The organism is Tolypothrix campylonemoides VB511288_2, from assembly GCF_045999855.1.
GTDB lineage: Bacteria > Cyanobacteriota > Cyanobacteriia > Cyanobacteriales > Nostocaceae > Scytonema > Scytonema bouteillei_A.
Map to the genome: position 1 here is coordinate 45,659 of NZ_JBFPMW010000021.1, position 14,302 is coordinate 59,960.

Sequence of the window (14,302 nt, forward strand, 5' to 3'; positions counted from 1 at the left end):
GTAAACTATTGTAAATTACTTTATTTTTTTGGATAAATGCTCTAATTTTCCTCCGATAAATTTGTAAAGAAGCACAATCTTACATCAAGAGAACAGCGAAAAAGAATATTTATGACTAAGAATATTTACGCACTACTAGTTGGCATTGACAACTATCATCCCGACTCAAGTCCAAAGGTGCGATCGCTCACGGGTTGTCTCAATGACATTAAAGCAATAGAATCATACTTGCGCGATAGAATTTCCTCTGAAAGTGAATGGACCCTGGTAGAACCTACAGATCTCCCCTGGATTCTTACCAACGAACAAGCGACTCGTCAAGCAATTATTAATGGTTTTGAAAAACACTTGTGCAAGGCAGATAGCGATGATGTCGTACTATTTTACTATGCAGGTCACGGTTCCCAACAAAAAGTACCGGAAGCTTTTTCTCATTTAGAAGCAGACAATTATAATGAAACGTTAATTTGCTATGATAGCCGCACAAAAGATAACTGGGACATAGCAGATAAGGAATTGGCATATTTGATTTCTCAAGTGTCAAAGAACAACCCACATACCCTTGTGATTTTGGATTGCTGTCACTCCGGGACTGGGACAAGAGACTCAGAAATCGTTCGTCAGGCTCCTGGTGATGAACGCCAACGCCCTTGGGATAGCTTTATTTTTGCCAAGGACTCAGTTGCGTTAGAAAAATTGGCTGCTGCAAATAACCAAGACAAGAAGATGAAATGGCGGGGATTTCAGGCGAAACATATTGCGATCGCTGCTTGTCGTTCTTATGAAACAGCCAAGGAGTATACATCAGTTGACGGTCAACGGCGGGGCGCTTTTTCCTATTTCCTCACGGAAACCTTGAAAAAAACCAATGGTGGTATATCCTATCGAGATTTGGTAAGGAATGTGAGTGCTTTGGCTATTGGTCAAGTCAAAGAGCAGTCACCGCAAATTGAAGCCCCCGACGCAGAAGAACTCAACCAGCTTTTCCTGGGTGGTGCTATTGGCGAACGCTCGCAATACTTTACTTTAAGCTATAACACCAAACAGAAAAGTTGGGTTATTGACAGTGGTGCTTTGCACGGTATTCCAAATTCATCCAAAGATGGAGATACTTTGCTTGCTATTTTTCCTGTAGGAAGCAACGCTGAGGAACTGCATCAACTGCAAAATGCGATCGCTGAAGCCAAAGTGACGAATGTGCTACCACAGATGAGCCAAGTGGAGATTACCCGCGACAGTGGCTTGTCTCAAAACCAAGCTTATTGGGCGGTTGTTACAAGTTTACCACTGGCTCCCTTAAAAGTTTATATCCAAGATGATACGGGAGAAAAAACAGGGATAGAACTGGCTCGCCAAGCCTTTCAAAAAGCAGGTCCCAATCAAAACCCTTCGCTCTACATCGAGCTGGTAGACTCTCCTAAAGATGCATACTGTACGATATCAGCCGATAAAGGTCAATACTGGATTGCAAAAGATGACCGTCTTCTAGTTGCTCCCATTCCAGAACAATCAGATAGGGTAGGTTATACAAGCGATCGCGCATTAAAAGCGATTCAACGGTTAGAACATATTGCTCGGTGGAATAATGTTCTGACACTGGAAAGCCCAGCCAAAAGTTTTATTAAGTCAGATTTCGTGGAGATGTCCGTTCAAATCCTTTCCGGACAAGATGTCTCTGCTTCTCCTAACGGTGTAGAAAAACGGGTGCAATACACCAATGAAGACGGTGAATGGAAAGCACCAAATATACAACTCAAACTAACTAACAACAGTTCGAGAACCCTCTACTGCAACGTACTTGAACTCACAGAAAGTTACGGTATTTACTTACCATTTTTTGAGGAAAGAAGTAGTATAAGTATCCCAGCTTATGCAAGCATCGAAAGTGAATGTGAATTTTACATACCAGATAATTTCTTAGAACGAGGAGTCACTGAGTATAAAGAGATATTCAAGCTGATTGTCAGCACCGCAGAATTCGACGCCGGAGTGTTAGAACAAGATGGGCTAAATCCACCACCGCAAACTCGTTCGCTGGGACTACCTGACAGTACTTTCAATCTTTTATTGGATCGGGTTAACACCCGCGAACCGGGTAACTCAAGCAGAAAGCTGGATGATTGGATGACAAAGAGCATTGCAGTCACAATTGTGCATCCGCAAGATGCTGTTCAAATTCAGCCCAATGAAAGTACCACTTTACTGGATGGAGTCGTTCAACTGCAACCGCATCCGACCTTACAAGCAAAAGTAAACCTGACAACTTTACCTCAGGCGAGTAGGGATGTAGGGGAAAAAACACTGCTTCCACCAATTTTTCTACAAGACCCCAATTTCACGCAACCCTTCCAATTTACCACTACACGAGGAAGCGATCCGGGTTTGGGTATTTTGGAACTGGTTGATGTGGAAGATTATACTGCTGTCACTCCAGAAAACCCTTTAAAGTTGCTAGTTAACACCAATTTAGAGGACAGTGAATATATCCTCCCAATTGGCAGTGATGGTGAATTTTTCCTACCATTAGGTAAAGGGGAAAGAACTGCTGATGGTAAAACAGAAATTCGGTTAGAACGGTTACCCAGTCCCACAGCCAACAGCCGCAGTTTGCAAGGGTCTATCCGCATTTTATTTCAAAAAATTCTCAAACAGAAACTGGGAATGCCTTATGAATATCCCATATTAGCGATCGCTAATGTTAGGGAAGATGGGACAGTCCACTATGAAAAAGATCGGGAAAAGGTCAAACAGCAAGTCGCCCAGTCCAATCGAATTCTACTGTATATTCATGGTATCATTGGAGACACGAGAAGTTTGCTTTCCAGCGTCTCAAAGGCAATAGTAGAAGAACACGGTCAACAGCATTCTCTTAAAGAAATGTACGACCTTGTTCTAGCCTTCGACTACGAAAACCTCAACACCACCATTGAAGAAAATGCTCTGTTGCTCAAACAAAAGCTAGAAGAAGTCGGTTTAGCAGCAGATCGTGGAAAAGAACTGCATATTGTGGCTCACTCAATGGGTGGTTTAATTTCTCGTTGGTTTATCGAACGGGAGGGAGGAAATCAAATCGTGCAACATTTGGTCATGTTAGGGACACCAAATGCTGGCTCTCCCTGGAGTAGTGTACAGGATTGGGCTTTTGCAATGCTTGGTATAGCCTTGAACCAACTTTCTGATATTATTTGGCCAGCAAAAGTCATTGCTAACTTATTGGAATTGCTTGAAGCTAACGATAATTCTTTGGAACAAATGCAGATTGGTTCCGACTTTCTCAAAGAACTTGCAAAAAATCCAGATCCTCACGTTCCCTACACGATCGTTGCTGGTAACAGATCTATTGTTCCAGATGCTTTACCAGTCAAAAACCAATCCAGTCAGTTACAAAGATTGATGCAAAAGCTGTTTGGGAAAGTTGTAGATAAGGCGGTCGATTTCGTATTTCTTAAACAACCGAATGATATTGCTGTCAGTCTAAGCAGCATCAAAAGTGTTGATTCTCAGCGATCGCCTCAACCCAGAATACTAGAACCGGATGCTGCTTGCGATCATATCACCTACTTCACAACTCCAGCCGGATTAGAAGCGTTAGTGAAAGCGCTGACTTCGTAGGCTTTGTATAAGTGTTTGCTTTAAAGCCCGCCTCTTAAATGGGGTGGGTTATAAAAAACATAAAAATATCCTTATGAACCAGATTAAACGTAGCTACGCGATTATTATTGGTATTAATAACTACATGAATGATGTTCCGCCCTTAGAAACAGCGGTCAATGATGCCAAAAGACTTGCAGAAATTTTAAGACAGTCACACCAATATCAAGTTTTAGAGTTACTAGACACTGATGCGACTCTTAATAAACTAAAGAACCTCATTGAGAATCTCAAACAGGGAAAACTTCCGCTATCTACAGAAGCGATCGCTATCGAAGAACATGACCGCGTGCTTTTTTACTTCGCCGGACACGGTATAGCTTTAGATGGACTGGAAAGCGAGGACGGACAAGCAGCTGGTTATCTTCTCCCCCAGGATGCTCACAAGGATGAAAACAGCTTTCTATCAATGCAATTATTACACGATGCACTGGTCGCACTGAATTGCCGTCACCTGTTAGTTATTCTAGATTGCTGCTTTGCTGGTGCTTTTCGCTGGTCAAGCTTAACGCGAGAAGCAAGGCGTCATCCAAAAATGTATCGCGAACGCTACGACCGCTACATTCAAGGTTATGCTCAACAGGTTATCACTTCAGCCGCCCATGATGAAAAAGCAATCGATGTCCTTTCTCGTCTTGGCGATCGCGGTGTAGGTAGCACGGGAAAACACTCTCCTTTTGCAGAGATTTTGTTTAAAGCTCTGGAAAATGGTAAGGGAGATGTGATTCAAGATGGAGTGATGACAGCCTCCGAACTTTATATATACTTGCGTGATGAACTGGGAAAGACAGTACACAGACAAACACCAGGGTTGTGCCAATTAAAAAAACACGATAAAGGCGAATTTATCTTTTTGGTTCCTGATTTCGAGCCCAAGAATCTGAAGTATGCACCTCCACTTGGTAAGACTAAAAATCCTTATCGAGGACTAAAGCCTTACGAATTTAATGAAGAAGATGTCAGTTTATTCTTTGGCAGAGAACAAGCTATTAACGACCTAAAAGCTCATATTTTGGATACAAAAAAGCCAGCGTTGACGGTCGTTTTGGGAGCTTCAGGTATAGGAAAATCGAGTTTAGTCAAAGCTGGGTTACTCCCTTCCCTGTCAAAAGAGCAATGGCATATTCTCAGCCCAATGCGTCCTGATTCAAGCCCTTTTACTGCTTTAGCAAGTACTTTTTTACCAATTGTCAAGCGCTCTCCATCAGACTATTCCCATGCCATCTATACCTTAAGTCAGCAGTTGCGAAAACCGCAAAAATTGGTAAATATTGTTAATTTGTGGAGCCGTCATAATTCCTCAAAGCTACTTCTGGTTATCGATCAATTTGAAGAACTGGTGACTATGTGTCAACCAGAGGAGAAAGAGCAATTTTTAGATTTACTAAAAGCATTACTGACTCATTGTTCGGAACACTTAAAGATTCTGATCGCATTGCGCTCTGACTTTGAACCTCATTTTTCTAACAAACATTTGTTATCAAATCATTGGATGGCAGCAAGGTTCATTGTACAGCCAATGAAGCGAGAGGAATTACAAGAGATAATTGAAAAGCCAGCTGCAGAAAAAGTGTTGTATTTCGAACCACCGCAACTCGTCAATAAATTACTAAATGATGTTGCTCAAATGCCAGGATCGCTACCTCTATTATCTTTTACTCTTAGCGAACTTTACCTTAAGTATTTGCATCGCCGGGGTTTTGATAGAGCCTTGAGACAAGAAGATTATGAGGATTTGGATGGGGCGATCGGTTCTTTAACAAAAAGAGCTACACAAGAATATGAACAGCTAATCAACAAAGATTTAGCTTATCAAAAAACAGTGCGTCAAGTTATGCTGCGAATGGTTGCACTTGAGGGAGTAGAATCAGCAAGGCGAAGAGTACCATATAAGGAATTAAAATATCCAGATGATAATGAAAACAAGCGTGTGGATGAATTTCTCAAGTGTTTTTCTCAAGCTCGTCTCATTGTAGGAAATACAGATTTTGAAGACAAACCTTATTTTGAACCTGCTCATGATGCTTTAGTGCGTGGGTGGGAAGAGTTACAGATATGGATTGTACAAGAACGGGAAACTTTAATTTTACAAGAACGCTTGACACCTGCTGTAAATGATTGGTTAAATAGTAAAGATGAAGAACAAAAAAAGGGTTTTCTTTGGGCTGATGACCCTCGCTTACCAATATTAGAAAAGCTACTTCAGTCTGAGAATAACTGGCTCAATCAAGTAGAAACAGAGTTTGTTGAACAGAGCATCCAACACAGAGATCGCGAACTAGAGAGAGCCAAGCAACAGCTTGACGAAGCAAGGCAAGGTGAGATAAACGCATTACTTGCATTGTCTGAAGCTCGTTTTCAAAACGCTCAACTTGAAGCATTAATATATGGTTTGAAGGCAGGTAATTTACTTCAACAAATGAAGCGATCGCCCTTGGCGCAAGCTGTACCCAGCTTATCGCTCTTAGCGCAAGCCGTACCCGGCTTATCGCCCTCCTTTTACCTTCTGCCTTTTCTTCGCGCCATTCAACTCCAAACCACAGATAGCAAGCTACAAACAACTCTCCAAGAGTACAGTTTGAGGTATGTGTTTCAGTCCCAACGGCGCAATGATGGCTTCAGGAGGTGATGATAGAACAGTCAAAATTTGGAAACAAAATAGAACATTGTACAAACATTACACGGGCTTAGCGGTTCTCCTCAAGGCAATAGTTGCGCTTCACGCGTCTATGCAATGGCTTTTAGCCCTAACGCTAAAACTATTACCTCAACCAGTACCGACAAGACGACAATTCTCTGGAATTGAAATATCGCTTTAGATTTGTAGGACTTACGCATAGCCCCTTTTTTAAGGGGGTTGGGGGGATCTGCAACACGTGAATTCCCCAAAATACCGTTGAGGCTGTGTAAATCCTGATTCAGATAAATAACTGACCTATCAAACAATCAAGAGGTAAATAAATGAACGCACTTATCAACGAAAACACTTTTGAAGACATCAAAATCTGTGTAGAAATCCCACCAGATATGTCTGAAGAAGCGCAAAAACTAGCGTTTGAAGAGAACCCACTCAACGCAGAAGCGATCGATAATTCATCAGACAGAATGGCGCTCATCACCGGGAAAAAATGGCAACCCGGTCGCACTCTGCGCGTTCGTTTTTTAGATGGAGACCCTGTCGTTCAAACAAAAATTGCAGCCATAGCGCAACAATGGACTCAATACGCCAACATCAAGTTAGCTTTTGGAAATGACCCCGATGCTGAGATTCGCATTTCATTGCAACCGGGAGGCTCCTGGTCATATCTTGGTACTGATGCATTAACAATTGCAAAAAACCAGCCCACAATGAACTATGGATGGTTAAAACCAGATTCATCCGACCAAGAATATATGCGAGTTGTGCTTCATGAATTTGGTCATGCTCTCGGTTGCATCCACGAACACCAACACCCACAGGCTGGAATTCCTTGGAATCGGGATGCTGTTTACCGTTACTATAAAGAGACCAACAATTGGGATAAAGAACAAGTAGACAACAATATTTTCCGACGTCTCGGTACTGACATCACGCAATTTTCCCAGTATGACAGAGAGTCCATTATGCACTATCCAATTCCTAAGGAGTTGACAATTGGAGGTTTTGAAGTCTCTTGGAATACCCAACTCTCAGCCACAGATAAAAACTTCATGCGTCAAATGTACCCAGGGGGAACGGTAGGGTCAAATAGAGTCGTGATTTACTCAGATCGTGACTTTCAGGGAAGCAGTCAAGAACTAGAACCAGGTCGATATGATGTCAATCAACTCGCCATTGGAAACGACCACTTAAGCTCGTTAAAAGTACCATCAGGGCTTCAAGTCATCCTCTACGAACACGCTGGATTTCAAGGCAGAGCTAAGGTGTTTGCATCTGACACACCCTACGTAGGCGATGACTTTAACGATTTTGCCTCTTCCCTTGAGATACAAGCTGCATGAGTTGGGTGAGAGTAAGTAAGCCCGCGCAAATATTCATTACTAGTACAAGTCGGCCGAAATAAGACAATCATTAGTAACAGGCAAAAAGCTTACAATAATAACTTTTGCGCCTTCTGCCATCTGCCTCCGTACTTCTGCTTTTATGTATTAGTTTGTAGTTGCGCTTTAGCAAAAACAGCGCAACTACGAACTAAATATAGAGATTTTTCTTTACATAGTTTGGTTTTTTACCGGCGGCTTGCTTATGTTCGTTGTATTCTCTATTTTTAATTTTCATAAATTGTTATGAAAAAATGATTGTTGTCACTTTATAAAACTTAGTTTTATGAACTTAAACTTTCAAAAGATACTTAACTCAAAGTTAACCCACATAATACTAACTCACGCGTTCACACTTTTTATAGGTTTTTTATCGGGTGCTATATTTGGGGGACATTTAAAATCTGTTTCAGCGATATTTGGAAACGATAAGAAGTATTTTGATTTTCGTGTAAATCAGCCTTTTTTGAATGAATTAGATATTACGGGAGATTGGGTTTATGTAGCTGAAGCAAATGAGAAAGATATCCTTTTTTCTGAAGACAATTGTAAAAAAAGATTTGGAACAGTATATATAAATCAAGTGTTTTCTACAGAAATCAATTTAACTGGTCAGAGAAGATTTAAAGATAGTTGTACGAGTAAAGATGATCGAGTTGAACAACATAGTGTCAGATGGAGAAGTCTTAGTGGGTCAGTAGTTTTACAAAGAAAAAATGTGTCAATTTGGTTTTCTACCGAAGATGATAGTCCTAGATACGGTTACATTTTGCTTACCGTAGTTAATAATCCCAATACTATTAAACCAACCGAAATGAATGGGACTATGTATTATTTAAATGACCAAAAGAAAACTTGGTTTAGAGCAAAAGTTGACTTTTATAGATCTGGTTCTGAAAAAGCAAAACCCATAGAAAAGAAATGGTAATTATTCTTCAATATTTTCGCTACAATCTTTCAAGAGCATAAACAATGATTGCAAAAATAATAAATATTTCTGCAATTTTTTTAATATTTAATATTATCCTATTGGTTTACTGATTCTCTAAGGTCACTTTTTTCAAGTTTCTGTACATTACCAGCTTTCATCCAACCTTTTTGTCCAGTACCTTCTACACAAATTTCTTGCCATCTTTGATTGTCTTGCAAAATATTGTCTTGCAAAACCACAATTGTTTGCATAAAAACAACACTAGCTATACGTTTAGATCCCCGACGTGGTTCGGGGCGCAAAAATAAACCCTCATATGTATTGACATAAGCTTTATAGGCTCCAGAGTTTAAAGGACATACTGAAGAAATTTTTGAAGGAATGGGAAGTTTTTGGGTATTATTGTCTATATCATAAGTTACGTCAACTAAAACTTTATAAGGAGTATAAATTAGTGTATTATTTATAAAATATTTAATTTTTCCATTTTGGTATCTATTTATCCATCTAATAGGTATAGTACGCTTGGTTCCTGGAGGTACCTTAACCTGAATTGTGTGTGTGACGCTTTCTTTCTTTTGTTTCAAAATCTCATATTTATTTCTAATTTCTTGTTCGGCTTGAAATTTGATATTAAGAACAGGAAAGTTGATGATACCTTCTACACCGTTGATGAGCGATTTTTCAGAATTAATAAGATATGTTTTTGACCATTCTTTAGTTATAGTTATTGTTCGAGTAATTTCTCCATCTCCCTTTTTTGAGTTGTCAATAGTTCTTGTCTCAGTATCAAGCAACTCTTCTGATGATTCAGTCTCTATAATATCAACAAATTTAATAACATCCTGAGGATTAGATGGTTTCCCATTGTAGCAACTAAATAATATACTTCCCAATCCTAATAATATAATATTTAATATTAAAAAGTAGTATTTTGTAAAAATCATAATTTTTTTTATTAGTTATTATCTGAAATTAACAGTTTTGGCAGAGGAAACAAGGAAGAGAAGCCATTATTTTAGCTTCTTAATAAGATCAATAATTATGAAGCTCTCTTCCTAAAGTAAAAAATAAATTGCTACAGACTTTATCTCATTAACTTCTCAAGCTACTTTGTCGCCCTTTCAGCTATTAGAGCTAAATATCAGAAAAACTTTCTCTTTTAGCCATAAATTTCTGGATTGTCAGTGGTTGAAATGTGTATTCTAACTGGTTTTCTTTAAATGGATTAAGATTGACGACACCCGATCTATTCAGCACCTTATAAACTTCTACCTCTAGACAGTGCTGATTGTGCTGCACTTTAAGTGTGTCAAGTTTGTTTACCATAGCGGTAACTGTTCCGTCATTAGAGCGTTTTTTAGAATTGAGTGTCCGAGATGCTTGTATCAAAGCTTTGTGATATAACTGAGCAGCTTCAGTTGTTAACTCTGTTGATGGTCGATTATGAGTTTTTGTGTTCCTGTTTAAGAGTTCTTTGAATACCAAACTGCTAATTTCATCGACATCATATCTCTTGTTGCGTGCAGAACGAAGCAAGACATTCACAGGCTCTGTAGTTTGTAAAAAATGGCGTAACTCAGGTTTTTGCTGAACTACATCGTTTATTTCATTGAAAAGTGTTTCTACCTCTTGAACATTAGGAACAAAGTCTGGGTTTTTCTCCCACTCAGGAAACGCTAAAAATTCTGCAATATACCACTTGAGTAATTGTGAGTTGTTTAAATAAAGTGGCTTTACCTCAATATCTTTATAATTTTTACTATCAGTGTATTGTTCTACGTAATCACGAAACGCTTCCCCACGACCAACAAAAATAATATTCTTTTTGGAATGTTTAGCAATATACTCACGCGCCACGCGGAGGAGGTATATAGATGAATTAGGATGTAGCTCATCTAGTCCATCAATAATTATGGATGTATTATCTCCAACATCTTTTTTTGCAATGTCATTAAGTAACTGTATGAATTCTTTTTCTTTTTCCTCTTTTCGGAAATCTGCCATCTGGCTCACTAGAACACTACCAATTATAAGGTCGGGTTCAAGCTGGGTCATTGGATGTATTATCTTTTCTTTCCGATTATAGCGGAGTTCACTAAGTTCAATAAGAGCTACAGAGTCTCCAACTTTTAGAGCTTTTGCAACTTGTGATTTTCCAGAACCTGCTGAACCGTAGACAAAAATTAGTTGATTTGGAGAGAAGATTCGATTGTTAATTATAACATCTCGAAGAGAACTTAATTCTTTTGATTGTGATATAAGAATTTCTCCTAACGGTCGTGGCGAACCGTTATTTTGCCAAAGATTAAGGGAAGCAGGCTGCTTTCTTGAATCAAAATTTTGAAAAAAAGTGTTCTCAACTTGTTTGTATTTTTCCTGGTCATATGCAATTGCTAAACCACATGGAGGTTTATTAATCTCTTTTAAAAAAGGGACTAATCCCTCCTGACCAATGACCAATGCCATGAAAGCAATTATTAAGCTAACAACAGAGACAATGACTGTTACTGCTCCTTTCCATTTAAATTTTTTCCCATTTCTTCTATTGCGATTACCGCGCCTCAATATAACTCTTTTCCCGGATTTTTTGTCACTATTACCGCTAGATGTCATGGCTAGTTTCTCCTTACTCCTTAAAGTTTTTAATACCGCTATCCACCATTCAGGCTTAACTATTTGACTTTTAGAAGATATATCTTCAGGACAGCTAAATTGTTGAGCTAAAACAGTGGTTATTGCTCGGACTTTATTGAAAGCTCCTTTACTGTGTTGTGTTCTTCATTCATGCGTGCTTTCTCAAAAAATGAATTATGCGATCGCTTTGCTGGTGCCTTTAGGCAGAGCGCCCTAATTCTTGTTACTAAGTACGCGTGACCTTTCAAGAAACTCGAGCTAATCTGATGAATCCTTACTTTACTAGTACACTTCGGCGTAAATAAAGCAACTATTAGTGATAGAGAAAAAGCTTACAGTTAAAGCTTTTGCGCCTTCTGCCCTCTGCCATCGTACTTCTGCCTTCATGTACTAGCTTTTCGGCTCGTGTTTTTTGGAAGATGGCTCAAAGGACTAAGTACTTTGCTTTAAAAATTGTTCTGCTCTACTTACGACTCTGGTGCTTGCAACCCTATTTATCCAAATAACCACATACTAGTTACAAAACTTTACAATCGTGATAAATCTGCAAGCAGTAACTGAAGGCGAAGCTTCCACCGCAAGTGATTTGCATCACAGTCGCTGTAGCATAAACTATGCCATAAGAAAGTAACTAGCATTCCTAGCACTTACCATCATGAATCTCTATACATCGATTTTGCTCCCGATCGCGTCGTGTTTGTGTAGGAAACTGTAAAACCGAATTTCAACAAGGGCTATCGGTTCGACATCTGTTACTACCAACAATAAAGACAATTATTAAACCCTACACTAACCATTTGTGCTGGCTCAGACACCAATTTTGATATCTGAGAATACACTTTTGTGCATAGACCACTAGACTTGCTCCCAATAAGATCGATAACAGCAGTGTGATGACAACTCTGCATAAGAGCGGTGTTGCAACACCTATATACCTACAGCCATTTTCAGGTAAATAGACCACAGTCGCAGGGGCGCAAGGCCTTGCGCCCTTACAAATGGTGTGGTTCATTTAGGTGAAAACTGATGCGAGAAGCACGTCTGGTAAAGATGTGGCTTCTTAAAACCCTCTCTTCCAGTTCCTTGTCTAGAATCCCTCCTTAACACCCTCAAACACATAAATGTAAAGTTTTATAACTTTTACCAGCCGATTTGGATAAAAGCCGTGTTTGTCCTGCGAAAAATTTTTATAGGAGTGCTTTCTACATGAAGGAGTCCGAATTTAAACAACTAGCTCTTGAAGCCCAAAAACACCCCCTAAATTCAACAGCTAGACGAGTCGCGCTATCAAAGCTCATTGAGGGTCTTTATCGATCGCGTAAACTTTGCTCCCCATACAAAGGGAGATTTTCTCAAATATATCAACATATTTATGAGGAGGCAGTACAAGACCTATTTTTATACATTTGTAAAAATATAGACAAATACGATCCCGAACGTGCCGAATTTATAACCTGGGCAAATATGCTACTCAGCAAGCGTTTCTTTAAAGAAGCCGTTTCCAAAGTTGTTGGTAAAACCAACGAAATCAAGGTAGAAGCTTCTTTTCTAGAAAACCTAGAAGATTTGGCACCACAATATAACGAAGAGGATTGTACATCTGATTTTTTAAAAATCAGAGGATATATCGAAAAAGATCCAAAAGGAGTGTTTCGACAAACCTGTATTAAAAGCTACCCCAATGTTAACTTTCAAGAAATAGCCATCAAAAAATGGTTGGGTCTATCTTGGAAAGACATTTCAGAAGAGTTTAGCGTTCCCATTCCAACGTTAAGCAACTTTTATCAAAGGAGTTTAGATAAGTTTCGCCATGAATTCAAAGAATTATGCGATCGCTATGTATTGTAAAATCAAAAAAATCGAGTAGTATGACAACTCTTTCAACATTTACTGGTTTGATATCTCCTGTCTCCCGAAGATTGGCAGAAAAATGGTCAAAGCAGCAAGCTACACCCGAAAAAGGTAAGCAGGTATTGCTGAATACCTTGTCTGTATCCTTTGTGAATTTCTACCTAGAATGTATGGGATTTGAGACAGAACTGGAAACTAGTGACAGTTGGAATCCGGTACAACAAACTCTTATAGATGTAGCTGATTTATGCATTAAGAATTTGGGAAAATTAGAATGCCGTCCCGTGTTAGAAAATTCACAGACTGTCTGCATACCCCCAGAAGTTACATCAAACCGGATTGGCTATGTAGCCGTACAAATTAGCGAAACATTACAAGAAGCCAAGTTATTAGGCTTTGTTAAAGAGACATCAATGAGTCATTTACCTATCAATCAATTAGAACCTGTAGAAAGCTTGCTAGAGTATCTAGAAGAATGCACGCAATTACAAAAAGCCAAACCATCCAATCAAAACTTTGCGAATTTAAAAAAATGGTTGGAGAACACATTTGAAGCAGCTTGGCAACCCATTGAATCTTTTTTCCCGAATGAACCTGCTTTACAATTTAGAAACACTAAAGAAGGATTTAGCACCATTGTAGAAAGGGCAAAACTGATTGATTTTGGAATACAAGCCAATAGTACATCAGTAGGAATAGTTGTTAAAGTCAGCCACGAGCAAGGTAACAAGAACGAAATAAAAATTACTGTAGAATTACATCCAAATAACGGTCAAGAATACTTACCACCCTTACTTCATGTCATGATTTTAGATGAAGACGGAACCGTTATTATGGAAGCTAAAGCTAAAAATGATAACAAAAAAATTGAATTGCAACTGAGTGCTTCCAATGGAGATAGCTTCAGCGTGAAAATCACTATGGGAGATGTCAGCGTCATAGAAAATTTTGTTATTTAAGAGAATGTTTGTAAAATCTCAATCCATACTTACCTTTGCAACGCTTATGTCGCCGCTATACAAGCAAAACCAACCTACTAGGATTGCACAACTTGGATTCTTTCTAAGTCCGCGCAGGCGGTGAGTCCAGTCCTGTAGGCGGGTTTCCCGCCGTAGGGAACTGGCGAACCCGGAGGGACTTCGTTTGTGTAGTAGCGAATTCCATTCGCCAAAACAAATTGGGATGCTCCCTTTGCCAAATCCGCCCCGTTAG

The 14,302-nt window shown here is 39.3% G+C and carries 8 protein-coding genes and 1 pseudogene; 7 read left to right on the forward strand and 2 right to left on the reverse strand.

Annotated elements, in window-relative coordinates; genetic code table 11:
• The first annotated feature begins 111 nt into the window (after nt 1–111).
• The 5 genes and pseudogenes from AB0756_RS37875 to AB0756_RS37895 all read left to right on the forward strand — a co-directional run bounded on the left by AB0756_RS37875 (nt 112) and on the right by AB0756_RS37895 (nt 8,599).
• Complete coding sequence (locus AB0756_RS37875; RefSeq protein WP_038091150.1) at nt 112–3,612, forward strand: caspase family protein; 3,501 nt, start codon at nt 112–114, stop codon at nt 3,610–3,612.
• Nucleotides 3,613–3,685: 73 nt separating this feature from the next.
• Nucleotides 3,686–5,779 (forward strand): annotated as a pseudogene (locus AB0756_RS37880) (nSTAND1 domain-containing NTPase); the annotation flags it as partial.
• Between the two features lie 537 nt (nt 5,780–6,316).
• The gene (locus AB0756_RS37885) at nt 6,317–6,457 is read left to right on the forward strand and encodes a hypothetical protein (protein ID WP_408038122.1); all 141 of its coding nucleotides are present in this window, start codon (nt 6,317–6,319) and stop codon (nt 6,455–6,457) included.
• Nucleotides 6,458–6,612: 155 nt separating this feature from the next.
• Nucleotides 6,613–7,632 carry a beta/gamma crystallin-related protein gene (locus tag AB0756_RS37890; RefSeq protein WP_063779463.1) on the forward strand — a complete coding sequence of 340 codons (1,020 nt, stop codon included), beginning with the start codon at nt 6,613–6,615 and terminating at the stop codon, nt 7,630–7,632.
• 325 nt (nt 7,633–7,957) lie between these two features.
• Nucleotides 7,958–8,599 carry a hypothetical protein gene (locus AB0756_RS37895; protein ID WP_038091153.1) on the forward strand — a complete coding sequence of 214 codons (642 nt, stop codon included), beginning with the start codon at nt 7,958–7,960 and terminating at the stop codon, nt 8,597–8,599.
• A 98-nt stretch (nt 8,600–8,697) separates the two neighbouring features.
• On the opposite strand, the gene AB0756_RS37900 is transcribed toward AB0756_RS37895, so the two are convergent.
• Both AB0756_RS37900 and AB0756_RS37905 read right to left on the reverse strand, forming a co-directional pair.
• Complete coding sequence (locus AB0756_RS37900; protein ID WP_408019965.1) at nt 8,698–9,549, reverse strand: hypothetical protein; 852 nt, start codon at nt 9,547–9,549, stop codon at nt 8,698–8,700.
• Nucleotides 9,550–9,739: 190 nt separating this feature from the next.
• Nucleotides 9,740–11,218, reverse strand: a complete 1,479-nt coding sequence (locus AB0756_RS37905; protein ID WP_038091156.1) for an ATP-binding protein — start codon at nt 11,216–11,218, stop codon at nt 9,740–9,742.
• 1,227 nt (nt 11,219–12,445) lie between these two features.
• Between AB0756_RS37905 and AB0756_RS37910 the strand changes: the two genes are divergently transcribed.
• Nucleotides 12,446–13,087 carry a sigma-70 RNA polymerase sigma factor region 4 domain-containing protein gene (locus AB0756_RS37910; protein ID WP_038091163.1) on the forward strand — a complete coding sequence of 214 codons (642 nt, stop codon included), beginning with the start codon at nt 12,446–12,448 and terminating at the stop codon, nt 13,085–13,087.
• Between the two features lie 20 nt (nt 13,088–13,107).
• Nucleotides 13,108–14,049 (forward strand): DUF1822 family protein, encoded by a 942-nt coding sequence (locus tag AB0756_RS37915; RefSeq protein ID WP_038091165.1) that lies wholly within the window; start codon nt 13,108–13,110, stop codon nt 14,047–14,049.
• Nucleotides 14,050–14,302: the final 253 nt, after the last annotated feature.